Genomic DNA, 26,789 nt, shown 5'->3' on the forward strand with positions numbered 1-26,789 from the left:
ATCGAATCAGCCAACGCAAGCGCAAACGGGTCGAGGAAATCTTCGGCTGGCTTAAAACGGTCGGTGGAATGCGCAAGAGTCGATTCATCGGGCAGGCGAAGACCCAGATGGCGGCCTTCATCTCTGGCGCGGCGTACAACCTGCTTAGAATCGCGAAATTGAGTGATTCGGGGGTGAAGGCGTGAACTGCGGAGCAAAAAGGGCCTCCACGGCACACGCCGGTGGCCGCTTGGGCAATTCGAGCCGAATTGAAAATCCAATTCCGGCGAGGAAGTCGTCATGAAAATCAATCCGTGCCCCCCCGGTTGACACCGTGTCGCGCGTTTTTGCATCACCCTGCTATCGACCTTGTCCGCCGAGCCTCTCGCGCGCGTCCCGGGCTTCACTGACAAGCCGCGTTCCTGATCCGTATCGACCCCGCGCTGCGATAGGTTCGCGTGACCGTTCCCGCGACCCTGATCCGTTGGCCCTTCTTCAGCAGCAGCAGGTCTCCGCAGCCGTGGGAGGAGCCGAGCAGCACCGTCACGCCCAGGCCGTCCTCCGCGACGATCTCGAATTCATCCTTGCCATACACCTGCCTGACGCTGCCCGCTGCCGCGTAGGGTTTGTCGATGCAGGCTTTTTCCGCCGTGTCGTCGAGGAAGTAGGCGGTATTGGCGCGGTCGCGGTTGAGCTCGTCGAACCCGGCCTTCGAACAGTTCACTGCGGCGTGCGCGGTGGGCGCGAGCAGGAGTCCGGCGAGGGTGATGGCGAGGGCGGAAATGGTGGATGGAGGCATCTTCGGTCCTTGGATGGCTTGAGGTCGGGCTGGCGCCGTGGGTTCGGCGCGCTCAATAGCTTTCCGGATTGTGATTGTCGCCGTGGCACGTCATGTAGCAGCGGCCGTGGCCGGCCGTCGTCCGTTCCCACTTCCGCAGGCCGGAGGAGTTGGGCTTGACGATGGACGTGTCCCAGTTGATCAGGCGGCTGTTGTTCGTGGCGTTGCCCTGCGTTGCGGAGATGCCGTGTGCGTCGTGGCAGGCGCTGCAGGGGGAGCGCTCGCCGACCACGTGGAGGCGGTGAACGGTGCTCGCCACGCTGGTGCCGGAATTGAACAGGGTGTCGCGGCTGTGGCACTTGTAGCACAGCGCGTAGGCGCTCGAACTCTCGGTCGTGAAGTCCGCGGTGAGGTACTGGCGCTCGAGCAGGGGCGCGTAGCTCGAGCCGTGCGGTCCGTTCGGGCCGGTGCCGCCAGCGCCCGGACCGGCGTTGTTGTTGTGGCAGTCGCTGCATTTGATGACGCTCGTGGTGGTCCACGGGGCCATCAGGCTCGGCACGCTGCCGCCCTTTCCGGGGCCGGCGACCGGATGATAGGACGGGTTCGCGGTGTTGAACTCCAGCCGTGTGTTGGTCTGCACGATCGCGCGCGGGATGTCCGGCGCCGGCTTGCCGGGGCTGTCCGCGTGGCAGCGGAAGCACAGCTGGTACTCGGCCGTGATCGGCTCGATCGTGCCGCCGCCGATCGGCACGCCGCGCAGGCCGGCGAGCGAGCCGGGCAGGGTGCCGCCGGTGGTGTTGGCGGCGTGGGGATTGTGGCAGTCGACGCATTCGACGTGGCGCGCCTGCACGACGGTGGGTTCGGCGGCGTCGTGGGTGCCGGTGGTCATTGCCATCGGGTGGATGGAGGTCTTGTTGAATTCCGCCTTGACGTTCTTCGGCGCGACGTTGCCGCTGTGGCAGTCGAGGCAGTTGTCCTCTTCCTTGAGGTCGTTGAGCAGCCACTTCCGCCCGCCCGCCTGGTGCGGACGGTGGCAGTTCTCGCAGGCGTTGGCGGCGACCGTGGTGGCGGTGGTGTGGGGCCACGGATCGCTGCCCGCGCCGTTCCAGGTCGCCGACGAGAGCTTGTGGCTGCTGGAACTCCAATAGTTCTTGCGGTGGCAGGTCGCGCACAGCGCCGAGGCGGTGTTGGGCATCACGAGGAACTTGCCGTTGCTGTCGTCGTGCGGATCGTGGCAGGACGTGCATTGCAGCCGCCCGCCGGCATCGAGGCGGACCTTGCCGGTGAGGGTGGCCGGGTCGGCGAGTTCGCCGCGCGTGCTGGCGAGCTGGCTGTCGTAGCGGATCGAGACCGGATGGTCGTCCGACAGATCGGTACCGAGGTTACCCGTGCCGGACGGCATCGTCGTCGTGCCGCCGGCCATCGACGTCGTCGCGTCACGGCTCAGCAACTCGCCGAGCGCGATGGTGCCGTCGTGGCACGACAGGCAGACGAGCGATGCGCCGTCCGGCTGCCCGGCCGCTGCCTTGGCGGTGGAGCTGGCATAGGGGGTGTAGCTGCCGGTCGGCGTGCGGCGGTTCCACAGCGGCGCGTCGGGGGTGGCGTTATGCGAGATGTGGCAGAACACGCAGATTGCCGTCTCGCTTGCTGCCTTGACGCTGCCCGGGCCGCTGACCGAGAGGTTGTGCTTGCTCGCGACGATCCCCGCGCACGCGGGACTGCCGCCGCGCAGGAGGAAGACGGCAACGCCGAGGAGGACGAAGCGCAGCGCCTGCTGGCTCGAAACACGCCTCATGTCGCCCCGCCGAGATAGCGCAGCACCTGCACGCGCCGGTTGTACGAGTCGGCGACGTAGATATGCCCGTCACCGCTTACGAAAACCCCGGCGGGCAGCCAGAATTCGCCGCGGTCCTGTCCCTGCTGTCCGACCGGGAGCAGGAAGCGGCCCGCCTCGTCGAAGATCTGCACGCTGTGCAGCAGCGCGTCGACGACGAAGACGTGACCGTCACGGTCGGTGGCGACGCCCTTGGGCCGCGGCGAATCTCCCGGGCTGTCGCCCGCGCGGCCGATGGCGGCGAGGAAGGTGCCGTCCGCGTCGAGGATCTGGATGCGGAAGTTGAGCGGATCGGTCACGTACAGGCGTCCACTCGGATCGCGCCACAGCGCGGTCGGATGATTGAACTCGCCGGGGCCGTTGCCGCCGGTGCCGATGCGCGCCATCAGCCGCAGGTCGGGGCCGTAGGCCAGGATCTGGTGGGCGGCGGTGTCGACGACCAGCAGGCGCCGGCCGTCGGGGTCGAAGGCGATGCCGGTGGGCTGGCGCGGCGCGGTGTCGAGCGCGACGGGGCTTGCCGCGTCCGCATCGGGGCGGATCACGAACACGCCGCCGAGGCGCGAGTCGGTGACGTACACGTCGCCGCCGGCGCCTTCGGCCAGACCGACCGGCGAGGGCAGCGGGGTGCCGCCGGGGCCGCGCACGAGCGCGTAGCGGTCGCCGGCCGGGTCGAAACGGTGCACGGCCTGGACGCCGGGGTCGGCGACGTAGATCACGCCGCGCACCACTGCCACCGCCATCGGCCGCACCATGCGGGTGTCCCGGTCGCCGAGCAGCAGCGCCTGCAGTCGCTCGGCCAGGCCGCGGCCGATGCCGAGCTCGGCCGGCCGGGAGAACGCGCGCACGAGGGCGATGCGCGGCGTGTCGGGCGGCGCCGGCCACACCAGGGGCGAGGGTTCCGGCGCTTCGCGAAGCTGGCCGCCGCAGCCGCTCAAAGTGGCGGCGAGGGCGACGAGCAGTGGGCCGACGAGGGCAAGAACGAGGGTCTGGCGCATGTTCACAGGTCCCGGCGCAGCGTGAATTGAACCAGCGTGTGCGCGCGTTCGAAGTCGCCCTGCGTCTCGCGCCCGCGCGCAAGCCGCGCCGTCATCGTCAGGCGGCGTTCGCGCCACTGGACGTTGATCGCGTCGTTGGACCGGCAGCGCATCATCGGGCCGCCGCTGTCGCACTCGAAGTTCCTCACTGCCGACAGATCCGCGCCGAAGCGCCGCGTCGTGAAGCGCAGGCCGTATCCGCGCAAGTCCATGTCCTGGGGCGAATTCGCGTAGTCCATGGTCATCCTGCGCAGCGATACGCCAAAGTTGCCGATATCGAAGGGCGGCTCCTCGGTCTGCACGTACAGCTCGGCCGATGCCCGCGTCAGCGGACTGAGCCGGTCTTCGATCTTCTCGCGCTCCACGCTGCCGCCGGCGGTGAGCGCCACGCCCGCATGCAGGGGGAAGTCCGCACGCGCGCCGAACAGGCGGCTGCGGCTGTCGTCGAGGGGGAAGCTCGGCGTGCCCGTCAGCACCTCGGCTGCCGAGCGGTGCTCGCGCAGGTAGATGCTGAACTGGGGCGTCAGCGCCCAGTTGGCATTCAGCGTCTGGTCGGTCTGCGCGTGCGCGAACGTGCCGCCGAGATCGTAGGCGTAATCGACCAGGACCTCCTCGCCGTCGAGGATGGCACCGCCGGCCAGGCGCCGGAGGCGGGTGGTCCGGCCGACCGTCGTCAGTTCGTAGTCGATGTTCTCGAGATAGACCTGCGAGCGCGTGGCGCTGCTGACGACGACGCTGCCGGCGACGACATGCGGCAGGACGAGCGTCGTCGCCGTGCTGCCGGCGAGGCTGGCGCGCTCGCCGATCATGAGGGCGTCCTGTGCCTGCGCCCGCTGGCTGCGCCGCTCGTGCCGTAGGCGGTAGCTGGTGCGCAGGCTGCCGAGGGGCAGGGCCTGCACATGGCCGACGGACGCGCCGACGCCCCGGTCGGACATCGAGAACGGTCCGGCCCGGTGGTTCTCGGCCCGCGCGTCGAGCGACAGTTCGAGGTCCTTGTCCGGCGACCAGTCGAGGGCCGACGCGAAGGCATGGGTGAAGGCGGCGCGGTCGCCGTTGTCGTTGAAACTGTAGTGCCAGGAGCCCGAACTGGCCAGTTCGGGAGAATGCTTCAGGCGCAGGTCGAGGAGCGCGTTGGCGTCCACCTGTTCGGGTTCGGCGTTGCCGTCGATGACGTAGCGGCGCCGGTTCATCGACAGCAGGTTGATCAGTTCGTGCTTGCCGTTCGCCCCGAAGTGCAGGCGCGTGTCGACGTTGAGGCTGTGAGCTGTCGATGCCGCAGCCTGGATCGGCAGGGCGGTGCTGCCGCTCACCGAGTCCTGCCGGCTCCCCTGGTACTGCAGCTGGGTTGAGCCGCTGTCGCCGAAGTCGCGGCCGATGCGCAGGTTGAGGAGGTCCTGGCGGTCGTTCATCAGGCGCTCGCCGCTGCGCCCGTTTGCTTCCGAGCGCGTGAACTCCAGCCGTGCCGGCCATGCACCGGCGGCGGGCGTGGAGACCAGTTCCGCCCCGTAGCGCGTGGTCTCCTGCTGCAGGACCTCGCCGGGCGCGAGCGACAGCGTCGGATTCAGGTGCTCGTAGAACAGCGAGCCGTTCACGGGCTTGCCGCGCAGGAAGGTCGCCCGTCCGACGAGGTTGTAGAGCGCGCCGCGCGAGCGCGTGGTGTCGTTGTCCACGTCGAGCTCCCCGAACTGCAGGATGGGGCCGCCGCCGACGTCCAGCGTGAGGAAGTTGGGATGGTAGATGTAGCTGTTTGTCATCACGAAGAGTTCATTCCGCCATCCCGACTCGGCCTGCTCCGACCGCGACCGAGCGATCCCGCTGCCCTGGGTGGTGGCGCTGCGGTCGTCGAGATAACGCGTCGCCACGTGGCCTTCCATGCCGGTGAAGGCGAACAGTGCGACGTCTTCGGCCCGCAGCGGAGCGCAGGTTGCGGCGAGCATCATGAGGAGGCTCCGCAGGACGGTCTGCACCGGGACGGGAAACGCCTGCCCGGCGCGTCGCGACATCCGTCAATCCCCCGCGCTCCCGTCAGCGGCTGCCGGCCGAGGTCGCCTGTGCGGCCGGAGGGTAGGCCATGCCGGCCATCGTCCCGAAGCCGAAGACGTCGACCTTGTTCGGCCCGAACTGGCTGGCGACCAGCACGACGTACTGGATGTCGAAGCCGGGCGCGGCGAAGGGGCGGAATGCGTCGATGCCCTCGTAGGCGACGGTGACCCCGGCGGGCAGGCTGAGTGCCTCGCCGCCCTCGCCGGGCTGGCCGAAGTCCATCAGCAGCCGGCCGTCGGGGTCGAACAGCTGGACGTTCTCGAACGCCGCGTCGCCGACGTAGAGCCGGCCGTCGCGGTCGATCGCGATGCCCTTGGGGCGCGCGAAACTGCCCGGCACGGAGCCGACGGCGCCGTAGCTGCGCACCGGCTTGCCGTCGGCGGTGAAGCGCTGCACGCGGTAGTTGCCGGTTTCGACCACGAACACGTCGCCCTGGGGGCCGATTGCGAGGTTCGTCGGGTGGAACAACTGGCCGGTTTCCGAGCCCGCTTCGCCGAAGGTGAACAGCGTGCGCCCTGAGCGCTTGTCCAGCACATGCACCTGTTGGTGCTTGATGTCGCTGACGTACAACCGCTCGCCGGCGATGGCAACATCCACGGGCTTGAATTCGCCCTGCCGGCCGAAGGCCGATACGAAGCGGTCCTCGCGGTCGTACACGAGAATCTGCTCACGGCCCGTGTCGGTGACGTACTTGGTGCCGTCGCTGTCGATGCGCACGTTGATCGGCTGCTTCATGCGCCCGCCGCCCACGCCCTGCATAAGGGTGAAGCGCCGCTGCCGCAGGTCGAACACCGCCAGCCCGGGCGCCCGGCTGTCGGCGACATAGAGCTTCCCGTCCGTCAGCGCGACGCCGTAGGGCTGGACCAGCTGCCGCGCTTCGCGCTCCTCGCCGAGGATGTATTCGGCGAAACGGCCCTTGGCGACGGCCAGGTCGCGTTCGCCCGACAGCGTCGTGAGGTACTGGATGCGCGGCGCATTGGGCAGCGGCGGATAGAAGGTCGGTGCCGCGGCGGCGTCGCGTCCGGGCGTATCGGGCCGGCCCGGCGACGACACGCAGGCGGACAGCGACAGGGCGATCAGGGCGGCAGCACCAGCAGCGGGGAGCAGCCTGCGCAGGGATGACGAAACGGTTTTCATCGAGGTGGCTTCACGATTGGCACGACGGGATCGCGCCGCCGAAGCGTGCTTCAGCGGCAGGGGAGGTGCGGACGATGGGTGCGTTGCTTACTTGTTGTGGCAGTCCAGGCACAGCTTGCTGCCGTCCTGGCTGACCTTGACGAGACCGCTGCCGGTGCCGCCTACGGTGAACGTGTTATGCACGTCGTGGCACGAGCCGCATTCCATCTTGCCGTTGTAAAGCATCAGCGCCTTGATCGTTCCCGTCTTGGTCTGCGGCGCGGTGCCGATCGTGACGGTCTTCGTTTCCGGGTCGTGCAGCGAGCCGTTGGCGGTGGTCAATGCGCTGTCGTAGGTGAAGCCGATGGGGTGGGATTTCTTCAGGTCGGTGCCGATGTTGCTCTTGCTCGAGATCATCGACGTGCCGGTCGTCCCGCCGAAGCTGTCCACCGCGACGGTGCCGTCATGGCACGACAGGCACAGCTTGGAGTTGCCGCCCGGCTGCGAGATGGTGGCCTTGAGGGTGGCGCTGCTGTAGAGCTGGTACGAGGCCGATGACATCGTGTGGTTCCACAGCGGCGCGTCGGCGATGCTCGTGTCGGACTTGTGCGGGGCATGGCAGGCGACGCAGATGCGACCGCCGGACCAGTTGAGCGACGAGAAGTCGTGGGCCGATCCGGTAATCGTTGCCGCGCTGACGGCTTGTGGCGCAAGCAGCAGGGTGCCGCAAGCGAACCAGGTTGCAAGCCATGTGCGACCGCGAGTGTGCTTCATTCGGTAATCCCCTTTGAATTATGTCAGTTGGCGCGCTTGCGCTCGATTTTGTCATTGTTGCGATTGCGAATGATTCGCATTTGTGTTCCAATATCTCAAAACATTTTTTCGATGTCAAGTATTCGGAAAGACATCAAACAATTCGCATACGAACATGTGACGCATGAACGAGTCCGCAACGCTTACCGCCGCACCCATTCCGGTCCCCGGTCGGTCGTCCCTCTCCGGCGGTGATCGGCGCACCTTTCCGGGCACGGCCGTTGCCGTCGCGACGGTGGCCGTGCTCACCGGGGCGGGGGTGCATGTCGCCTTCAACGAACCCTACGGTGCCGGCTCGCCGATCGGCTACAACCTCGGGCTGGTCGGTGGGGTGCTGATGCTCATGCTGCTTCCGTATGCGCTGCGCAAGCGGCTGCGCTGCCTGCGCCAGGTCGGCACGATGCGCGGCTGGTTCCTGTTCCACATCGCGGCGGGGCTTCTCGGGCCGCTTCTGGTGCTGTTCCACACGACCTTCCGCATCGGCTCGTTCAACGGCGGTGTCGCGCTGGCGAGCACTCTGCTCGTGACCTGCAGCGGCCTCGTCGGCCGCTTCTTCTATCGCAAGGTGCACCGCGGCTTGTCCGGCTGTCGCGCCAGTCTGACGGAGTTCGAGGCGGCCCTGCAGCGGCAGGTCGACGCGCTGCAGGCGCACGCCGACCTCCTGCCGGCGGTCACGACGGAGGTGGGGCGCTACATCGAGGCGGCGACAGCGACGCCCCCGACACGCCGGCATGGGGCAGCGCGTTTTCTGACGCTGGGCGCGCGTCGGCTGCTCGCCAGCCGGCGCATCCGGTCAGCCGTTCGCGTCGCGCGGCGCAGGGCCGCGACGCATGGCCGGGAGCTCGACCGGCTGATGGCCACCGTCAACGCGGCGCTGGTCGCGGCACAGCGCACGGCGCAGTTTTCAGGCTACGAACGGCTGTTCGCGCTGTGGCACGTCGTGCACATCCCCTTCCTGTTTCTGCTCGTCCTGTCCTCAGTCGTTCATGTCGTGGCCGTGCACGCGTACTAGGGGACTCCTGGTCGTCGCAATGACCTTGTTGCTTGCCGCCATGGCACCGTCGACGCACGCCCAGTCGCTCGAATCGGTCATCATGCCGGGCGCGGTCATCAAGGGGCACGCCGAGGTGGAGCACGAATGCGGCGAATGCCACGTGCGCTTCAGTCCCGGCGAGCAGCCGGCGCGCTGCCTCGCCTGTCATCGCGACGTCGGGGCGGACGTACGCGCTCGCACCGGCTACCACGGACGGATCCGCGAAGAGCAGTGCCGCCGCTGCCACACCGACCACAAGGGACGCGATGCGAAGGTCGTGATCCTCGACGAGAAGAAGTTCGACCACGCACTGACCGACTTCAAGCTGCGCGGGGATCATCGCGCGAAGGCCTGTGCCGGATGCCACCGCGCGGGCAGGAAATACCGCGACGCGCCGTCCGACTGCTACACCTGCCATCGTGGCAACGACAAGCATCGCGAAGGCCTGGGCAGGCAGTGCGAGAACTGCCACGTCGAGGACAACTGGAAGATCGCCCGTTTCGATCACGGGCGCACGCGTTTTCCGTTGCTGCAACGCCACGCCCAGGCGCGCTGCGCCGATTGCCACATCGACGAGCGCTACGCCGGCACGGCGCGCGAGTGCGTCGCGTGCCACCGCAAGGACGACGTCCACAAGGAGCACAACGGCCCGCGCTGCGAGAACTGCCACAGCGAGCGGGGCTGGGCCGCGGCGACCTTCCGCCACGACCGCGATACCGCGTACGTGCTCGTCGGCAAGCACCGCGCGATCGAATGCAGGGCGTGCCATCGTGCTCCGCTCTACACGGAAAAGCTGCCGACGCAGTGCGTCGCGTGTCATCGGCAGGACGATTCCCACAAGGGGGTGCTGGGCGAGAAGTGTGCCGGCTGCCACAGTCCGGACGGCTGGAAGGGCGGCCGCTTCGATCATGACCTCAACACGCGCTTTGCGCTCAAGGACCGGCACCGCATCGTCAAGTGCGACAGCTGCCACCGCAGCGCAGGGTTGCGCGAGGCGCCGCCGCTGGAATGCGTCGGGTGCCACCAGCGCGACGACATTGAACGCGGACACAAGGGGCGCTACGGCGGGCGCTGCGAGGCCTGCCACGCCGAGCTGGGCTGGCGGGAGATCATCTTCGATCACGAACGCGACACGCGATTCCCCCGTGCCGGCCGCCACCGCACGGTGAAGTGCGATGCCTGCCATCGCGACGGCCCCTTCCGCGCCAAGGCGGAGGACCGCTGCGACGCCTGCCACAAGGACGATGACATCCATTTCGCCAGCTTCGGGCAGAAATGCGACACCTGCCACCAGCCCGACGACTGGCGCAAGATCCTGCGCGAGGCGACCGACCGGTATTGCCGCGGAAGCGGCGATGCGCCCGTGCGCAGCCGTGGCGAGGATGCGCCCAAGGCAGCTTTCTGGGTGCCCGCCTGCGCGGCAGCCGCATCGCCCCTCCCTTCCCATCCTTCCGCCAGCCCGCGACGCCGACCATGAATGACGGTCTGATCTGGACGCTCTATACCCTGCCGCTCGTCCTTGCACTCCTGTATCACTTCGCCATCCGCGAAGGGCGCGAAGCGCGCTCGCGCGCGGTTATCGAGGAGGCCATGCAGGCGGGGCTCACCGAGCCATCGAGCCGTTATCCGGTGGTCGATCCGGCGGTGTGCATGGGGGGTGGGGCCTGCGCGCGCGCCTGCCCGGAGGAGGCGATCGGCTTCGTCAACGGCAAGGCGCACCTCGTCGATCCCGCCGCCTGCATCGGTCACGGCACCTGTGCCCCGGCCTGCCCGGTGGAGGCGATCAAGCTCGTCTACGGGACGAAGAATCGCGGCATGGATATCCCACAGCTGGCCCCCAATTTCGAAACCAACGTGCCGGGGATCTTCATCGCGGGCGAACTCGGTGGACTGGGCCTGATCCACAACGCTATCGACCAGGGGCGCATGGCGCTCGACGCGGTCGCGAAACGGCCCGCGGCCTCTGCCGGCCTGCTCGACGTCGTGATCGTCGGTGCGGGCCCGGCGGGCCTCGCGGCGACCCTCGGCGCGATGGAGAAGAAGCTGCGCTTCGTCACGCTGGAGCAGGAAAACGCGCTCGGCGGCACCGTCAATCACCGCTTCCCGCGTGGCAAGCTGGTGATGACCTATCCCGTGACGCTGCCGCTCGGCGGGCGGATCAAGGTACGCGAGATCATCAAGGAAGCCCTGCTCGGCATCTGGCAGGGCGTGGCCGACCGCGTCCGCATGCCGGTCAATTTCAACGAGCGGGTCGAAGGCGTGCAGCCGGACGGCGCAGGATTCGTGGTCAGGACCAACCGCGCCGAATACCGCGCGGCGAACGTCCTGCTCGCCCTCGGCCGCGGCGGCACACCGCGCACGCTCGGCGTGCCGGGGGAAGATCTGCCCAAGGTGGCTTACCGACTCACCGACGCCGAACAGTATCGCGGGCGGCGGGTACTGGTCGTCGGTGGCGGCGACAGCGCCATCGAAGCCGCCGTCGCACTGTCCAACGAACCGGGCACGACGGTGCAGCTGTCCTATCGCGGCGCCGCCTTCGGCCGGGTCAAGCCGAAGAACCGTGAACGCCTCGCGGCGGCCGAGGGCGCCGGATTGCTCCGCGTGCTGCTCGAATCGACGGTTTCCAGGATCGAGGCGGACCGCGTCACGCTGCAGTGGAAGGACGAATCCATCGTGCTCGACAACGATGGCGTGATCGTCTGTGCCGGGGGTGTGCTGCCCATCGCGATGCTGAAGGCGATGGGCGTGGAGGTGGAGACGAAGCATGGCACCGAATGAATCCGGTGCGGCGTAAAGGGCGCTCGCGCCGCCGTAAGACCTCCGTGTGTCGGGCGCGGCGTGACGCTTCAATGCACCCGGCACCGACGCCGTTCACCAAGAACAAGTTTCGTGTGGGGACTCATTCGGTATCGCGTGTCGATACTGGCAACGAAGTTCGTACCCGGAATGATTTATCGGGCATCATCGGGTTTTCTTTGTCATATGAACCCGAACCGTGCAGCCCGCCATACGGGCTTGCCCCGGGCAGGGTCAGCGGAACCCCGAGCGATGACGACTTCCCGAATCGTAGCCTTGATGGCAGGTTTGCTTGCCTGCATCTCACTCGCACAGGCCGGGACCGGCCGGATGAGCCCGGAGGAGGTGCCTGCGCCGCTCCGCCCGTGGGTCGACTGGGCGCGCCACAATCCACCGGCGCCGGAATGCCCGCGTACGGCGAGCGATGCTGCACCCGCCCAATGCATCTGGCCGGCGGGCGTCGAGATGCAGCTTTCGGCCCGACAGGGCAGCTTCACGCTGACGGTCGACGCCTTCGCCGACGGCACGGTGGAACTGCCCGGTGATGTCGAGGCCTGGCCGCAGGACGTGCGCCTGGATGGTGAGCCCGTTGCGGTCGTGCCCGCGAACGGGCGGCCTTCGCTGCGCGTGGGCCCGGGGCACCACGTGGTCGCCGGGCGCTTCGAATGGCAGCAACTGCCGCTGAACCTGCAGCTGCCGCGGCAGGTCGCGAAGGTTTCCGTCGCCATCGACGGCGAACGGTTCGCGGGGCAGCCGGATGCATCCGGCCAGCTGTGGCTGCGCACCTCGCCGGACAAGGAGGGGGCGGTGGATTCCCTGTCCATGCGCGTCTTCCGGCAGTTCTCGGACGACGTGCCGATGGTGTCCACGGTTCGCTACGAATTCTCGATCTCGGGCCGGCAGCGGGAGATCCGCGTCCCGCATGCGGTGCTGGAAGGGTTCGTTCCCCTGGCCGTCGACGGCGGGCTGCCGGCGCGCATCGACGCCGACGGCAGCCTGAAGGTGCAGGCACGTGCCGGTTCGTGGGTGCTGAACGTCACGTCGCGCCGGATGAGTTCCGCGAACGAGTTGCAGTTGCCCGACGCCGCGAGCGAGCAGGAGGTGTGGTCCTTCGCGCCGCGCAACGAGGTCCGCGTCGTGAACCTGGAAGGGCCGCCCGCGGTCGATCCGAAGTCCGTGGGCGTGCCGGCCGAATGGGCGGGGCTGCCGACCTTCGTGCTTCAGCCGGGATCGACCTTGAAGATCAATCAGGTCCAGCGCGGTGACACCGGCGGGGCGGCGGATCGCCTGGAGATCCGGCGCACGCTGTGGCTCGACTTCGACGGCGGCGGATACTCGGTGCAGGACAGGATAAACGGGACGATCGGCCGCAGCTGGCGGCTCGACCTGCCGGAGCAGTTCGCGCTGGGGCGGGTGTCGGTCAATGGCGTCGACCTGCCGGTGACCCGCAGCGAGGCCGGCCGCGGCGTGGAACTGCGCGAGGCGTCGATCGCGCTCGAAGCCGACAGCCGTATCGACTCGTCCGCGCGCGAGATTCCCGCAAGCGGCTGGACCGCGCCGTTGAGCGGCTGGGCGGCCGAACTCAATCTGCCGCCGGGGTGGCGCCTGATTCACGCCTCGGGTGCGGATTCGGTGCAGGGCGAGTGGCTGATGTCGTGGACGCTGTGGGACATCTTCGGCGTCCTGCTGATCGCGGCCGTGACCTTCCGCGTCGTCGGCCCTGCCGCGTCCCTGATCCTGCTCGCAGGGCTGGTCCTGACCTGGCACACCTCGGGTGCGCCGAAATTCCTGTGGCTGGCGTTGGTCCTGTTCCGGGCAATCGCGGCCGCTGTCCCGGCCAGCGCGAAGTTGCGCGGTTGGGCCACACGCGGGGCGCTCGTCAGCGGGATCCTGATCGCCATCATGCTCGTTCCGTTCGCCGTCGCGCAGATCCGGCAGGCCATGTATCCGGCTCTCGGGATGAGTTATTCGCAAGCGACCGCCGGCAAGGGCAGAGCGGCGTACGCACCGCGTCCCGCACCGGCGGCACCGCCCGTGGCGCAGGAAGCGGAAAGCTACGTGGAGCGCAAGTTGCGCGACGAAGCCGCCTCGGTAATCGCCCCGTACGCACGGGAAGGTTTGTCACGGCCTGCGGCCTCCAAACCTGACCCGAGCCTGAAGGTGCAGACCGGCCCCGGGATCCCGAGCTGGCGCTGGACTGCGATCCAGCTCGCGTCGCAGGGGCCGATCGCCGGCGGACAGACGCTGTCGCTGACATTGCTGTCCCCCGCCGCCTCCGCGCTGTGGTCCGTGCTCTCGGTGCTGCTGCTCGGCCTGGCGCTGTGGCGCTGCTGGGAGTTCGACCGGGCGGCGCTGGTGCGCAAGCTGCGCGGCGCGCTGAGTTCCGCGGCCGTTGTGGGCTTCGCCGCGGCTGTCGGTCTGGGCAGCGCGCCAACGGACGCCCGCGCACAATCCGCCTTCCCGTCGGAAGAGTTGCTCGGGGAACTGCGCACGCGGCTCCTCGCTCCCGAACCCGCTCCTGCATGCGCGCCGGTGTGCGCGGACCTCGCCGACATGCGCATCGAAGCCGCGGGCAACACGATCACGCTGAAGCTCGAAGTTCATGCGCAGGCCCGCACGGTCGTTCCGCTGCCGAGCCCCGGCGCGAACATCCGGCCTTCGTCGGTGCTGGCGGGCGGGCAGCCGCCGGCGCTGCTGCGCGACGACAAGGGGCTGATCTGGGCGAGCGTGCGCCCCGGCATCACCGCCATCGAGATCGTCATTCCGGCCCATCAGGACGACGTGCCGGTGCATCTGCCGCTGACGCCGCGACGGGTGAGCGCGCAACTCGTGCGCTGGAGCCTGTCCGGCATCGATGCGCGGGGTCTCGCGACGGAAACCCTGACGCTCTCCCGGCTGCGCGAAGTGCAGGCGAAGGCGGACAAGGAGTTCTCGGGCGGTGCCGATCTGCCGCCTTTTGCCGAAGTCGAGCGCCATGTGATGTTCGACCAGACCTGGACCGTCCGTACCGTCGTGCGGCGGCAGGGCCCGAGCGCGCTGCAGACGAGCGTGCGGATTCCGCTGCTGGCAGGGGAGGCCGTCACCGATCCGGGCATCAAGGTCGAGGACGGCGAGGCAGTCGTCGATCTCGCACCCGGCGCATCGCGCACCTTTACCAGTGTTCTCGAGCACGCCGACAAACTGCGGCTGCTCACTTCGACTCACCCCGGCCAGATCGAGCGCTGGACCGTGTCGGCAACACCGTCGTGGCATGTCGAGTCGGCGGGCCTCGCTCCCGCCGCGTGGACCAATGGCGGCACGTGGCAGCCGCGCTGGTTGCTCTGGCCCGGTGAAGCGGTCGAGCTGGCCCTATCGCGCCCGGCGGGCATGGACGGCAACACGCTCACGTTCGACGAGGTCCAGATCGGCACCACCGTCGGACAGCGTTCCTCTGACGCCTCGGCCACGCTGCGACTGCGCAGCAGCGCCGGCGGCAATCACGTCATCGGCCTGCCCGACGGGGCGGAACTCCTGTCGGTACGGATCGACGGCCAGGTGCAGCCCTTGCGGGCAGAGAAGAACAGGCTGGCGCTGCCGATCACGCCGGGCGGGCATTCGGTGCAGCTCGACTGGCGCGACGTTTCCGCGGCATCGAACCACTATCGTTCCCCGCAACTGGACCTCGGCGCGCAGGCGGTCAATGCGACCATCACCCTTGCCGTGCCGCAGGACCGCGTGGTGCTGTTCACCAAGGGGCCTTTGGTCGGTCCGGCGGTGCTCCTGTGGGGCGTGCTCATCGTGGTGGTCGCGATCGCGGCCGTCCTGTCGCGCGTCGTGCCGGGTCCGCTGGGAATGGCGACCTGGATTCTTCTCGGCGTCGGGCTCGTCCAGTCGTCCGTTGTCTCGGTGTTCTTCGTCATCGGCTGGTTCGTGTTGCTCGCGGTCCGGCGCAACTACGTCGCCCCGTCGCCGTGGCGCTTCAACCTGTTCCAGGTGGTGCTGCTGATGTTCACGCTGCTGGCCGCGAGCGCGCTGCTGTCGGCGCTGCGCCAGGGTCTGCTCGGCTATCCCGAAATGCTCGTGACCGGCAACGACTCGACGGCGTTCAGCCTGAGGTGGTATCTCGACCGCCTCGACGGCACGACGCCGAGCGTGGAGTTCTTCAGCATTCCGGTATTCGCCTATCGCCTGATGATGCTGGGCTGGGCGCTGTGGCTCGCGATCGCGCTGACTGGTTGGGTACGATGGGCGTGGAGCTGCGTTTCGGCCGGCGGAAGCTACTGGCGCCCGGTCAATGTGCCGAAGCTCGCGCTGCGCAAGGCGACGGCGGCCGATGCCGGCAGCGACGCCGACGAATCCCCGGGCCGGGGAACGCCGGGATAAGCGGTAGGGCGCGCCCCCGATGGCACGAGTCCCCCGGAGGGCAGGGGGCTCGCGACGTCACGGAGAAGCCTACCGGCCGCAGCTTCGTCGGCGCCGCATGAATATGTTGATCGGGTTGCAATAGCCATGTCATAGTCATGGTTAAGGTGCGAGAAACACCGGTCCGGCGACGACGGGAACCGTCGCGCTCGCGATGCGATTGTTCATGTGTGGAAACAAAGTGCTGGTTTTTTGCGCATTTATTCGTCGCGCACGCCCCGGTACAGTGCGCCGGAATTCCAGCATTTCGCTATGCATCAACTTCAAAGGAGGATGGCATGGAGTTGTCGATACAAGCATCGGCGCGGACAACGGCGGGTCTCGGCAAGGCCGACCCGCGGGCGGATATCGAGGCCAACGCGCGGAACGTCATCATGAAGACGCGCGCCAGCTTCGCGCACCCGGTCCAGATGGGGCGGTGCGACGAGCCGGACTGCGGGCAGTCCCGTGCCGGGCGTGCGCGTCGCCCCTTGCGAGGTCGCTGACGCGCGGTTCGCCTGCAACCTGATGTAGTCCTGTTCCTGCGGGGCGGCGCTGGCGGAGGTCAGCGCCGCCCCGCGGCATTGAAGGGCGCGAAAAGCTCCGCTACCCAGTCGACGAAGACGCGGATCTTCGCGCTCAGGTGGCGGTTCGGCGGATAGACGACGTAGACCGGGAAGCCCGGGGTGGTCCAGTCTTCCAGAACCGGGACAAGCTCCCCGGTCGCCAGTTGCCGATTGACCGTGAAGCTGGGCAACTGCACGATCCCGAGGCCTGCAAGTGCGGCAGACAGGTAGGCGTTGCTGTCGTTGACGGCAACGGCGTAGCGGCCCGGCAGCTCGACGCGCTCGCCTTTGCGCTCGAATTCGTAGGGCGAGATCCTGCCCGTGCCCGCCGAGAAATAGCCGACGACGCGGTGGGTCCCGCCCAGTTCCGATGGGTGCCTCGGAATTCCGTACTCGGCGAGATAGGCCGGTGCCGCACACGTCATGTGATCCATGTAGGCAATGCGTCGGGCAACCAGCGATTCGTCGATGAGGCTGCCGGCGCGGACCACGCAGTCGACGTTGTCGGCGATCAGATTCACGAGGCGGTCGCCGGCGCCGAGATCGATCTGGATATCCGGATAGCGTGCGTGGAAGCTGTGCAGCGCGGGGATGATGATCCGGGTGGCGACCACGGCGGGGACGTCGATGCGCACGCGCCCCTTCGGCGAGGCCTGGGCGTTCGACAGGCTGGCGTCGATTTCTTCCAGTTCCGCCAGCAGTCGCGCCGTGCGCTCGTAGTAGGCCGCGCCGTCGGCGGTGACCGTGACGCGCCGCGTGGTGCGGTTGAGCAGCTTCACCCGCAGGTGTGCTTCGAGGCTCTGGATCAATTTCGTCACCGTTGGCTTCGGCATGCCGAGAGAGTCGGCCGCCTTCGTGAAGGTGCCCGCCTCGACGACGCGCGCGAATACGCGCAGTGCCAGAAATTGGTCCATTCGACTCTCCTCGCTTCCGTCCGTGTCGATTGTTGCAGTGCGATTATTCATCAAGGGAAATAAAGAAGCTACGGATAGCCTATTTATTCAGTAGCAAGCGATGACTATCGTTCAGGCCATCAGCGCTGTCGGCGCTAACTGCGTGTCTCCAACGAAAAATGTCCCGCTTTCCGCAACCCCGCCTCGCACGTCCGACCCGACTTCCGGTCACCGAGGACCGCAGCCTCGACGTCGGTCTGCCGCGACCACTGAACGTGCGCCTCTACGGGAAGCGTCACGCCGGGGCCGCGCTGGTGTTGCACTTCCATGGCGGGGCCTTCGTTTCCGGATCGCTCGACAGCGGGGCGATGGTGGCCGGTTTGCTGCACGAAGCGGGCGCCGTCGTGATGTCCGTCGCCTATCCGCTGGCGCCGGCCGATCCGTTTCCGGCGGCGGTCGACGCGGCCTACGCGGCGTTGCAGTGGGCCTATTGCAAGCGCTCCCGGCTCGCGGGGCAGGGGGCTCCCGTCTTCGTCGCCGGCGAGGAGGCGGGCGGCAATCTCGCCGCCGCCGCGGCGCTGATGGCGCGCGACCGTAAAGCGCCACGGCTTGCCGGGCAGATCCTGCTTTCACCGATGCTGGATCCTTGCCTCGGTACGGCGTCGGTTCGCCGCAGCGAGCAGGGGCCGGCCGGCTGCCCGCTCGCCCACGGTTGGTGCAGTTACCTGCGCGAGCCGTCCGCCGCCGAGCACCCCTATGCGACACCCGGCCGCTCGATGCGCCTGGCGGGTCTGCCGTCGGCACTGCTGATCACGGCCGATGACGATCCGCTGCGCGACGAGACGCTCGCCTATGCCCGGCGCCTGGATGAGGCCCGCGTGCCGGTATCCGGGTTCGTGCTGCCGGCGCCCACCGGTTGGCCGTGCGCGTTGCAGGAATCTGCGGGCGCGGAGAGGCCGTGGGTGGAGGAGGTGGGTCGTCGCATCGCGGCCTTCCTCGCAACGGCGGGCCGCAGGGAAGTCGTCGATTCCGTCGAGCAATTCGCACTCCAAAAAAGGTGTTGACTCCGTACTTGAGTACGGACTTCAAGATGCCCCCGTTCGCCGACGCCACGAGCGCAGGTCAGAACAAATCAACAAAGTAAACAAGGAGTTTGCCATGTCCCCAGAGAGCCATTCCAGGCGCCGCCGGCTGTGGGCCGCCGGCCTTGCCGTCACAGCCCTCACCGCGGTTTCCGGTGCCGTCCTCGGCCTGCGGTCGGCGCAGGTCGAAGCGAATCCGCCCGCCGGTGCTCCGCCGGCCGTGCCGGTTTCGGTCGCGACCGTCGAGCAACGCGAGGTCGCGACCTGGGATGAGTTCTCCGGCCGCCTCGAAGCGGTCGAGCGCGTCGATATCCGCTCGCGCGTCGCCGGCACCGTGCAGGCCGTGCATTTCCGCGAAGGCGGACTCGTGAAGGCGGGGGATCTGCTGATCACGATCGACCCCGCGCCCTATGCGGCGGAAGTGGATCGCGCCACGGCCCAGGTCGCCGCCGCCCAGGCGCGCGCCGCCTTCACGACCAGCGAGCACGAGCGCGCCCAGCGCCTGTGGGAGCAGCGTGCGATCGCCGAGCGCGAGTTCGAGGAACGGGCGAACGCGCGTCGCGCGGCGGACGCGGATCTGCGCGCCGCCCAGGCCGCGCTGCAGTCGGCGCGCCTGAATCTCGGCTACACGCAGGTGAGGGCACCGGTGTCGGGTCGCGTCGGCAAGCTTGAAGTCACCGTCGGCAACCTCGTCGCCGCCGGTCCCGGCGCGCCGGTGCTGACCACGCTGGTTTCCGTCAGCCCCATCTATGCGAGCTTCGACGCGGACGAGCAGGTGGTCGCGCGCGCACTGCAAACCCTGCGCGAGGCGAGCGGCAAGGCGGCGCGGCTCGAAAGCATCCCGGTCCGGATGGCCACGGCGACGAGCGCGGACACGATCTTCGAGGGGCACCTGCAACTCGTCGACAATCAGGTCGACGCCGCCAGCGGTACGGTGCGCGTGCGGGCAGTGTTCGACAACGCGGACGGCGGCCTGATGCCGGGCCAGTTCGCGAAGCTGCGGATGGGGCGCCCGCAAGCGGCCTCGGCCGTGCTCATCGACGAGCGCGCGGTCGGCACCGACCAGAGCCGCAAGTTCGTGCTGGTCGTCGATGCCGACAACAAGACCGCGTACCGCGAAGTCACGCTCGGCGGAACGGCGGACGGCCTGCGTATCGTGACCGCCGGCCTGCAGGCGGGCGAGCGCATCGTCGTCAATGGCCTGCAGCGCGTGCGGCCGGGGTCGCTCGTCGCGCCGCAGGCGGTGGTGATGGACGGCCGCATGCAGGTCCGCACTCAGGTCGGCAATGAGAGTGCAGCGCGGGCGGCCGAGTCCGCCACCTCGCCACAGTCCTGATTCGCCCGCAATCGAGAGCACGATCATGAACCTGTCCCGTTTCTTCATCGACCGCCCGATCTTCGCCGGCGTGCTGTCGTTACTGATGTTCGTCGCGGGCCTGCTCGCGCTGCGCGTGCTGCCGATCTCGGAGTATCCCGAGGTCGTGCCGCCGTCGGTGGTGGTCCGCGCGCAATACCCCGGCGCCAACCCGAAGGTGATCGCCGAGACGGTCGCTACACCGCTCGAGGAGGCGATCAACGGTGTCGAAGGCATGCTCTACATGGGCAGCCAGGCGACGACTGACGGCCTGATGACGCTGACCGTCACCTTCCGTCTCGGCACCGACCCCGACAAGGCGCAGCAGCTCGTGCAGAACCGCGTCTCGCAGGCCGAGCCGCGCCTGCCGGAGGAGGTGCGCCGGTTGGGCGTCACGAGCGTCAAGAGTTCGCCCGACCTGACGATGGTCGTGCATCTGCTGTCGCCGAACGGCCGCTACGACATGACCTACCTGCGCAACTACGCGCTGCTCAACGTCAAGGATCGGCTCGCACGCGTCGACGGCGTCGGCCAGGTGCAGCTTTTCGGCTCGGGCGACTACTCGATGCGGATCTGGCTGGATCCGCAGAAAGTCGCGGCGCGCGGCTTGTCGGCAGGCGACGTCGTGCGCGCGATCCGCGAGCAGAACGTTCAGGCCGCAGCCGGCGTCATCGGCGCGTCCCCGGGCCTGCCGGGCGTGGACCTGCAGCTGTCGGTGAACGCCCGCGGCCGCCTGCAGAGCGAGGAGGAGTTCGGCGACATCATCGTGCGCACTGGCGAGGACGGCGCGGTGACGCGCCTGCGCGATCTCGGCCGCATCGAACTGGGCGCCGCCGACTACGCGCTGCGCTCGCTGCTCGACAACAAGGACGCGGTCGCGATTCCGGTGTTCCAGGCACCGGGCTCGAATGCAATCGAGATCTCGGACCGCGTTCGCGAGACGATGCAGGAACTGAAGCAGCACATGCCGGAGGGCGTCGAGTACGAGATCGTCTACGACACGACCCAGTTCGTGCGCGCGTCGATCGAAGCGGTCGTGAAGACGCTCCTCGAAGCGGTCGCGCTGGTCGTGCTCGTGGTGATCCTGTTCCTGCAGACCTGGCGCGCGTCGATCATTCCGCTGCTCGCCGTGCCGGTGTCGATCGTCGGCACTTTCGCGGTGATGCATCTCTTCGGTTTCTCGATCAACGCGCTCTCGCTGTTCGGCCTGGTGCTGGCGATCGGCATCGTCGTCGATGACGCGATCGTCGTCGTCGAGAACGTCGAGCGCAACATCGAGGCGGGGTTGTCGCCACGCGAAGCGACCTACCGGGCGATGAAGGAAGTCTCTGGTCCGATCATCGCGATCGCGTTGGTGCTGATCGCGGTGTTCGTACCGCTCGCCTTCATCAGCGGCCTCTCGGGCCAGTTCTACAAGCAGTTCGCACTGACGATCGCGATGTCGACGGTGATCTCGGCGATCAACTCGCTGACGCTGTCGCCGGCGCTGTCCGCGCTGCTGCTGAAGGGCCACGACGCGCCGAAGGATGCGCTGACGCGCGGCATGGACAAGGTGTTCGGGCGCTTCTTCGCCGCCTTCAACCGGACTTTTCGCCGCGGCGCGGAAGCCTACGGCGGCGGTGTGCGTGGCGCGATCGGCCGCAAGGCGGTGATGATGGCCGTCTATCTCGCGCTCGTCGGCCTGACGTTCGGGCTCTTCAAGGCGGTGCCCGACGGCTTCGTGCCGGCGCAGGACAAGCAGTACCTGATCGGCTTCGCGCAGCTGCCCGATGGCGCGACGCTCGACCGCACGGAAGAAGTCATCCGTCGCATGGGCGACATCGCGCTGCAGCAGCCCGGCGTCGAGCACGCGGTGGCCTTCCCCGGCCTGTCGATCAACGGCTTCACCAACAGCTCGAACTCGGGGATCGTGTTCGTGCCGCTGAAGCCCTTCGCCGAGCGCAAGGGCGAGGCGCTGAGCGCGGGCGCGATCGCGATGGAGCTGAACAAGAAGTTCGCCGGCATCGAGGACGCGTTCGTCGTGATGTTCCCGCCGCCGCCCGTGCAGGGTCTCGGGACGACGGGCGGCTTCAAGCTGCAGCTCGAAGACCGCGCGTCGCTCGGCTACGAGGCGCTGGACGCTGCGACCAAGGCCTTCCTCGCGAAGGCGTCGAAGGCGCCCGAGCTCGCGGGGCTGTTCTCCAGCTACCAGGTGAACGTGCCGCAGCTCTATGCCGACATCGACCGCACCCGCGCGCGTCAGCTCGGCATTCCGGTGACCGACGTGTTCGACACGATGCAGATCTACCTCGGCAGCCTGTACGTGAATGACTTCAACCGCTTCGGCCGGACCTACTCGGTGCGCGTGCAGGCGGATGCGCCGTTCCGTGCCCGCGCGGAGGACATCGGCCTGCTGAAGGTGCGCGCGCCGGGCGGGGAGATGGTGCCGCTGTCGTCGCTGATGAACATCCAGTCGAGCTTCGGGCCGGAACGCGCGATGCGCTACAACGGCTTCCTGTCGGCCGACATCAGCGGCGGGCCGGCCGCGGGCTACTCGTCGGGACAGGCCAAGGCGGCGGTCGAGCGCATCGCGGCGGAGACCCTGCCGTCGGGCATCGGCTTCGAGTGGACGGAGCTGACCTATCAGGAAATCCTCGCCGGCAATTCCGCGGTGTGGGTGTTCCCGCTCGCGATCCTGCTGGTGTTCCTCGTGCTCGCCGCGCAGTACGAAAGCCTGACTTTGCCCCTCGCGATCATCCTGATCGTGCCGATGGGGATCCTCGCGGCGATGACGGGGGTGTGGCTGTCCGGTGGCGACAACAACGTCTTCACGCAGATCGGGCTGATCGTGCTGGTCGGGCTGTCGGCGAAGAACGCGATTCTGATCGTCGAGTTCGCCCGCGAGCTGGAGTTCGCCGGCCGCACGCCGGTGCAGGCGGCGATCGAGGCGAGCCGGCTGCGGCTGCGCCCGATCCTGATGACCTCGCTGGCCTTCGTGATGGGCGTGCTGCCGCTGGTGCTCTCCACCGGCGCCGGCGCCGAGATGCGCAGCGCGATGGGCGTCGCGGTGTTCGCCGGGATGATCGGCGTGACGGCCTTCGGCCTCTTCCTGACGCCGGTGTTCTACGTGCTGCTGCGCCGCCTCGCCGGCAACCGCGCCCTGAAGCTGCACGGCGAGATTCCGCACCTCGAAGCCTTCGCCGGCTCGCCCGCGACGGGCGGCGCTGCCACGGTGGCCGGCCTTGCCGCCCCGCGTGCGCATCACGAATAAGGAGTTGACCATGACATTGCTGAATCATCCCCTGCGCACCGCGCTCGCCCCGCTCCTCGCCGCCCTCGTGCTGACCGGCTGCGCGACGGCGCCCGCGATCGATCCCGCCGCGTTGCCGAGCGCGCCGGTGGCCTTCAAGGAAGGCGACGGGCGCTGGACGCAGGCCTTGCCGGTGCAGGCACAGACCGACGGCGCGTGGTGGAAGGCCTTCTCCGACCCCGTCCTCGACGGGTTGGTGGAGCGCGCACTGGAGCGCAACAACAGTATTCAGATCGCCGCGGCCCGCCTCGCGCAGTCCCGCGCGCTGCTGCAGGCGACCGATTCGCAACGCTTGCCCCAGGTCGGCGTCGGCGCGGACGTCACGCGGCAGGGCGGGGCGATCACGCCGGCCGGCGGTGGCGCCGGCAAGCTGCTGCGTGCCGGCGCGAACTTCTCGTGGGAGCTCGACCTCTTCGGGCGGCTCTCGCAGGCGAGCAAGGCTGCGTCGCTCGATGCCGACGGCCGTGAGGCCCTGCTGCGCAACGCGCGCCTCGTCGTGCAGGCGGACGTCGCGCGCAGCTATCTCGCGCTACGGGCGCTCGACGCCGAACGCGCGCTGGTGCGCGAGACCGTCGGCGCGTATCGCGACACGCTGGCACTCACCGAACGCCGTTTCGAGGCCGGCGACATCGCCGAACTGGACGTCGCGCGCGTGCGCACCGAGCTCGCCGCGACCGAGTCGGACGCGCTCGCGCTCGACCGCCGCCGCGCCGAAGTCGAGCACGCGCTCGCGGTGCTGGTCGGCGACGCCGCCTCCGACTTCGGGCTCGGCGCCGGCGACTGGAACACCGCGCTGCCCGTGATCCCGGCCGGCGTCCCATCCACGGTGCTCACGCGCCGGCCCGACATCGACGCCGCGCGGCAATCGATGCTCGCCGCCCAGGCGCGCGTCGGTGTTGCGCAGGCGGCGTGGTTTCCGGACATCGCGCTGACCGGTTCCGGGGGCTTCGCCTCCACGGAGCTGGGTGAGCTTTTCAAATGGTCGGCGCGCTCGTGGGGTATCGGCGCATTGCTTTCGCTGCCGATCTTCGACGGTGGGCGGCGCGATGCGGGCGTGCGCAACGCCAACGCGGAACTGGATGCCGCGCTGGCCGGTTACCGCGAACAGGTGCTCGTCGCCTTCAAGGACGTCGAAGACCAGTTGTCCGCGCTGCGGCTCCTCGCCGAACAGGGCGAGGCGCAGGCACGCGCGGTCACCTCGGCGAGCCGCGCGACCGTCCTCTCGGACGTGCGCTATCGCAACGGGCTCGTCAGCCAGCTCGAACTGCTCGACGCCCGCCGCAGCGAGCTGCGCAATCGGCGGGAGGCCTTGCAGGTGCGCTCCGCCCAGTACCAGGCGACCGTCGGCCTGGTTCGCGCCCTCGGTGGAGGGTGGGAGCGAGATGAGGGGTTGGCGCTCGGCGGTCGTGCCGCGCCCGCGAGCACGGGCGGTTGAGATTCGGCCGGGATGCGCGAGGGCGATGGGCCGGTCGTTCGGTTCAAGTTGCGCACCATCGCCGGTGCGGCCATTGCCGGGCCGCACCGGGTCGCGGACGCCTCAAGGGTGGAAAGGTCGGAGAGGCTTTGCCGATATCGGCTAACGTCCTGCCGACAACCGCCACGAGAATCGGACCGTCACGCGCAGGAGCCTTGATGTCCTTCTTTTGAGGTCCGACGTGCTTGGCATTCATCGACCACAACCGCCCGAGAAACCCGAGGATGAGCACTAAGCGGATCGTCGTGCTAGGCGCCGGCCCGGCCGGAGTCGCGGTTGCCATCGGCTTGAGGCGTGCTGGGGAGGAGGTGCTGCTGGTTGGCGAGCCGCGCCGCTTTGCGGCGGTGGAGGGGGTCTCCGCACGGGTGCTCGGGGCCCTGCACAAGGCTGGCTTCGCCCGGGCCGTGCGGTGCTTCGCTCCGCCATCGCAGCGCTGCGTGACGTGGGACGGTACGCACTCGCGTGCCAATTGGGAGAGTCTTGTCGACCGCCAAGCCTTCGACCGGGCCGCGCTCGAGGACGCCCGCAGCGTGGGGGTAAGCGTGGTGACCGGCCGGATCGTGTCGTGCGCGTCCGCCGTGAACGGGCATCACGTGGAGGTCGATCACGACGGCAGGCGGACGACCTTTGCGGCGGATTTCATCGTCGAGGCGCGGGGTCGTGCCGCACCGGGGCAAGGGAGCGCGCGCGTGCGCGGTGCGGAGACGGTGTCCCTGCTGCAGTACTGGGTCGGTCCGCCCGCGACCGCCGGTTCGGCGGTGGAGAGCTGCGCCGACGGCTGGGTGTGGATGGCCGCGCTGGCGGACGGTCGGCGTTATCTTCAACTGACGCTGGACGTTGCGACTGCGGCGCTGCCGCCGAAGCGGGAACTCGGTGCGTTCTGCCGTGCCCGGTTCGACACGCTGGAAACCGCGCGTCCCTTCCTGGAGGGGGCCGAGCCGGTCGGCGAGCCGCATGCGCGGACGAGCACGCCCGTACTGCAGGAAGAGGTGGCCGGACACGACTGGCTCCGCGTCGGCGATGCGGCGATGGCGGTCGATCCCTTGTCCGGTAACGGGATCTTCCAGGCGCTTTCCTCGGCCTTGCAGGCCCCGGCCGTGATCGGCACCCTGCTGCACGATCCCGACCGTGCAGCGCTGGCGCGGCGTTTCCATCAGGAGCGGATCGAAAACCTGTTCTTCCATTTCGCGCGCATCGGCCGCGATTTCCATGCGCAGGAGTCGCGTTGGCCGGACGAGCCGTTCTGGCGCACGCGGCGCGCCTGGCCCGATGCGCAGCCGATCCATCCGGGCACCGCGCCCGACGACTTGCAGGTGACGCGCCGGCCGGTCGTGTCCGACGGCCGGATTGTCGAGGACGACGTGGTCGTCACGCCCGACCAGCCTCTCGGCATCTGGCATGTCGATGGCGTCAGGCTGGCGCCGCTGGTGCGGGCCTTGCACGCGTGCGGGTCGCAGACGAGCGCCGAGGCGGTGCTGCGCGCCGAACTCGGCGGTGATGCCACGCGTGCAGCACGGGTGGCGGCGTGGATGCGGGAGCAGGGCTGGCTGGCGGGGGAGCCCCGAGAGATTCCGTAGGGCGGGAGCAGCGCAGCGTATCCCGCCACGCGACGGTCCGGTCGATTCCGGTGGCCGGATTGGCGGGACGCACTGCGTTGCTCCCGCCCTACCCGAATTCGTGCAATTGTCCTCGGCCTATCGAAAATGAGTTTGGATACAACAGCATGCCGTGGCATGCTGTTGTATTTTTCCCGTTGCCGCCTGTCTGACATTTTTGCGCAGGCGGAGTCGTTCGCTGCGGCCGTGTGCCGACCGGCAAGAGATCGCGTTCCCTCCATTTCCGAGTATTTAATATGCTTGATAGCCTGATCTTTATCGACAGCCTCAATAACCGAATCGTTACCGCGCCGTCGATCGATCCGAACCAGCTGGTGCTGTATCGCGATCCCTATTCCAATCAGTACACCATTCGGCTGCTGGGTATCGACGAGGAACTGCATTTCGCTCCGGGCACGATCCGGGAGATCCAGTTCGGCGACGGCACGGTGTGGGACCAGTTCGCCATCGATCAGGCGGCGATGCAGACGCAGCTGCAGCAGGGCACGTCGGGCAACGACTGGCTGTGGGGCACGGAAGGGCAGGACGTGCTGCTGGGCGGCGCAGGCGATGACCAACTGGTGGGCAACGGCGGCGACGACGTGCTCGACGGCGGTGCGGGCAACGACAAGCTGGACGGTGGCGCCGGTGCCGACACCTACGTGCTCGCCGCCGGTGGCGGCTCCGACACCATCATGGACGGTGGCGCCTACTGGATGGAACAGAACCG

Annotated in this window: 18 protein-coding genes and 1 pseudogene; 12 read left to right on the forward strand and 7 right to left on the reverse strand. The window is 68.5% G+C overall.

The genetic code is table 11. The annotated features are described in order from the left end of the window. A partial coding sequence (locus BW991_RS23070) for a transposase (protein WP_139335914.1) occupies positions 1-185 on the forward strand: 185 nt, incomplete at its 5' end. Positions 186-382: 197 nt separating this feature from the next. Here BW991_RS23070 and BW991_RS23075 read toward each other — a convergent pair. The 6 genes from BW991_RS23075 to BW991_RS23100 form a co-directional block, all read right to left on the reverse strand. Next, positions 383-778 (reverse strand): hypothetical protein, encoded by a 396-nt coding sequence (locus BW991_RS23075; protein WP_076604463.1) that lies wholly within the window; start codon positions 776-778, stop codon positions 383-385. Between the two features lie 52 nt (positions 779-830). Beyond that, a complete protein-coding gene (locus BW991_RS23080; RefSeq protein ID WP_076604464.1) occupies positions 831-2,552 on the reverse strand; it encodes a cytochrome c3 family protein in 1,722 nt (573 codons plus the stop codon). Then, the gene (locus BW991_RS23970; protein WP_076604465.1) at positions 2,549-3,586 is read right to left on the reverse strand and encodes an NHL repeat-containing protein; all 1,038 of its coding nucleotides are present in this window, start codon (positions 3,584-3,586) and stop codon (positions 2,549-2,551) included. Before BW991_RS23970 ends, BW991_RS23080 begins: the two co-directional genes overlap by 4 nt. A gap of 2 nt (positions 3,587-3,588) precedes the next feature. Beyond that, complete coding sequence (locus tag BW991_RS23975) at positions 3,589-5,565, reverse strand: hypothetical protein (protein WP_170879167.1); 1,977 nt, start codon at positions 5,563-5,565, stop codon at positions 3,589-3,591. Between the two features lie 85 nt (positions 5,566-5,650). After that, positions 5,651-6,805 carry an NHL repeat-containing protein gene (locus tag BW991_RS23095; protein WP_076604467.1) on the reverse strand — a complete coding sequence of 385 codons (1,155 nt, stop codon included), beginning with the start codon at positions 6,803-6,805 and terminating at the stop codon, positions 5,651-5,653. A gap of 87 nt (positions 6,806-6,892) precedes the next feature. Then, positions 6,893-7,558 carry a cytochrome c3 family protein gene (locus tag BW991_RS23100; RefSeq protein WP_139335993.1) on the reverse strand — a complete coding sequence of 222 codons (666 nt, stop codon included), beginning with the start codon at positions 7,556-7,558 and terminating at the stop codon, positions 6,893-6,895. Between the two features lie 163 nt (positions 7,559-7,721). Between BW991_RS23100 and BW991_RS23105 the strand changes: the two genes are divergently transcribed. The 5 genes from BW991_RS23105 (at position 7,722) to BW991_RS23125 (ending at position 16,312) form a co-directional block, all read left to right on the forward strand. Continuing rightward, positions 7,722-8,609, forward strand: coding sequence for a hypothetical protein (locus BW991_RS23105; RefSeq protein WP_076604468.1), 888 nt, complete (start codon positions 7,722-7,724; stop codon positions 8,607-8,609). Positions 8,610-8,628: 19 nt separating this feature from the next. Next, on the forward strand, positions 8,629-10,107 hold the full coding sequence (locus BW991_RS23110; protein ID WP_170879168.1) for a cytochrome c3 family protein: 1,479 nt from the start codon (positions 8,629-8,631) through the stop codon (positions 10,105-10,107). Beyond that, on the forward strand, positions 10,104-11,408 hold the full coding sequence (locus tag BW991_RS23115) for an NAD(P)-binding domain-containing protein (RefSeq protein ID WP_076604470.1): 1,305 nt from the start codon (positions 10,104-10,106) through the stop codon (positions 11,406-11,408). Before BW991_RS23110 ends, BW991_RS23115 begins: the two co-directional genes overlap by 4 nt. A 348-nt stretch (positions 11,409-11,756) precedes the next feature. Next, positions 11,757-15,788 (forward strand): hypothetical protein, encoded by a 4,032-nt coding sequence (locus BW991_RS23120; protein ID WP_244551797.1) that lies wholly within the window; start codon positions 11,757-11,759, stop codon positions 15,786-15,788. A 317-nt stretch (positions 15,789-16,105) separates the two neighbouring features. After that, complete coding sequence (locus tag BW991_RS23125) at positions 16,106-16,312, forward strand: hypothetical protein (protein WP_076604472.1); 207 nt, start codon at positions 16,106-16,108, stop codon at positions 16,310-16,312. 59 nt (positions 16,313-16,371) lie between these two features. Here the strand turns inward: BW991_RS23125 and BW991_RS23130 are convergent, their stop codons facing one another. After that, entirely contained in the window at positions 16,372-17,286 is a 915-nt protein-coding gene (locus tag BW991_RS23130; protein ID WP_076604473.1) for a LysR family transcriptional regulator, read from the reverse strand. A 158-nt stretch (positions 17,287-17,444) separates the two neighbouring features. Here BW991_RS23130 and BW991_RS23135 point away from each other — a divergent pair, with 158 nt between their 5' ends. From BW991_RS23135 to BW991_RS23160, 6 genes and pseudogenes are all read left to right on the forward strand, one after another. Beyond that, positions 17,445-18,329 carry an alpha/beta hydrolase fold domain-containing protein gene (locus tag BW991_RS23135; RefSeq protein ID WP_076604474.1) on the forward strand — a complete coding sequence of 295 codons (885 nt, stop codon included), beginning with the start codon at positions 17,445-17,447 and terminating at the stop codon, positions 18,327-18,329. Between the two features lie 94 nt (positions 18,330-18,423). Continuing rightward, positions 18,424-19,683, forward strand: coding sequence for an efflux RND transporter periplasmic adaptor subunit (locus BW991_RS23140; RefSeq protein ID WP_076604475.1), 1,260 nt, complete (start codon positions 18,424-18,426; stop codon positions 19,681-19,683). Positions 19,684-19,708: 25 nt separating this feature from the next. Further along, positions 19,709-22,951, forward strand: coding sequence for an efflux RND transporter permease subunit (locus BW991_RS23145; RefSeq protein ID WP_076604476.1), 3,243 nt, complete (start codon positions 19,709-19,711; stop codon positions 22,949-22,951). Positions 22,952-22,961: 10 nt separating this feature from the next. Continuing rightward, entirely contained in the window at positions 22,962-24,425 is a 1,464-nt protein-coding gene (locus tag BW991_RS23150) for an efflux transporter outer membrane subunit (RefSeq protein WP_076604477.1), read from the forward strand. 263 nt (positions 24,426-24,688) lie between these two features. Then, complete coding sequence (gene qhpG / locus BW991_RS23155; protein ID WP_076604478.1) at positions 24,689-26,041, forward strand: flavin-dependent monooxygenase QhpG; 1,353 nt, start codon at positions 24,689-24,691, stop codon at positions 26,039-26,041. Between the two features lie 275 nt (positions 26,042-26,316). Continuing rightward, a pseudogene (locus BW991_RS23160) lies at positions 26,317-26,789 on the forward strand (hypothetical protein); the annotation flags it as partial.

Origin of the sequence: Aromatoleum tolulyticum (assembly GCF_900156155.1) — a bacterium.
Lineage (GTDB): Bacteria > Pseudomonadota > Gammaproteobacteria > Burkholderiales > Rhodocyclaceae > Aromatoleum > Aromatoleum tolulyticum.

Bases quoted from the DNA above. Each gene is read 5' to 3' on its own strand.
- BW991_RS23075 (WP_076604463.1), bottom strand. From the start codon at position 778: ATGCCTCCATCCACCATTTCCGCCCTCGCCATCACCCTCGCCGGACTC.
- BW991_RS23080 (WP_076604464.1), bottom strand. From the start codon at position 2,552: ATGAGGCGTGTTTCGAGCCAGCAGGCGCTGCGCTTCGTCCTCCTCGGC.
- BW991_RS23970 (WP_076604465.1), bottom strand. From the start codon at position 3,586: ATGCGCCAGACCCTCGTTCTTGCCCTCGTCGGCCCACTGCTCGTCGCC.
- BW991_RS23975 (WP_170879167.1), bottom strand. From the start codon at position 5,565: ATGATGCTCGCCGCAACCTGCGCTCCGCTGCGGGCCGAAGACGTCGCA.
- BW991_RS23095 (WP_076604467.1), bottom strand. From the start codon at position 6,805: ATGAAAACCGTTTCGTCATCCCTGCGCAGGCTGCTCCCCGCTGCTGGT.
- BW991_RS23100 (WP_139335993.1), bottom strand. From the start codon at position 7,558: ATGAAGCACACTCGCGGTCGCACATGGCTTGCAACCTGGTTCGCTTGC.
- BW991_RS23105 (WP_076604468.1), top strand. From the start codon at position 7,722: ATGAACGAGTCCGCAACGCTTACCGCCGCACCCATTCCGGTCCCCGGT.
- BW991_RS23110 (WP_170879168.1), top strand. From the start codon at position 8,629: ATGACCTTGTTGCTTGCCGCCATGGCACCGTCGACGCACGCCCAGTCG.
- BW991_RS23115 (WP_076604470.1), top strand. From the start codon at position 10,104: ATGAATGACGGTCTGATCTGGACGCTCTATACCCTGCCGCTCGTCCTT.
- BW991_RS23120 (WP_244551797.1), top strand. From the start codon at position 11,757: ATGAGCCCGGAGGAGGTGCCTGCGCCGCTCCGCCCGTGGGTCGACTGG.
- BW991_RS23125 (WP_076604472.1), top strand. From the start codon at position 16,106: ATGGAGTTGTCGATACAAGCATCGGCGCGGACAACGGCGGGTCTCGGC.
- BW991_RS23130 (WP_076604473.1), bottom strand. From the start codon at position 17,286: ATGGACCAATTTCTGGCACTGCGCGTATTCGCGCGCGTCGTCGAGGCG.
- BW991_RS23135 (WP_076604474.1), top strand. From the start codon at position 17,445: ATGTCCCGCTTTCCGCAACCCCGCCTCGCACGTCCGACCCGACTTCCG.
- BW991_RS23140 (WP_076604475.1), top strand. From the start codon at position 18,424: ATGTCCCCAGAGAGCCATTCCAGGCGCCGCCGGCTGTGGGCCGCCGGC.
- BW991_RS23145 (WP_076604476.1), top strand. From the start codon at position 19,709: ATGAACCTGTCCCGTTTCTTCATCGACCGCCCGATCTTCGCCGGCGTG.
- BW991_RS23150 (WP_076604477.1), top strand. From the start codon at position 22,962: ATGACATTGCTGAATCATCCCCTGCGCACCGCGCTCGCCCCGCTCCTC.
- qhpG (WP_076604478.1), top strand. From the start codon at position 24,689: ATGAGCACTAAGCGGATCGTCGTGCTAGGCGCCGGCCCGGCCGGAGTC.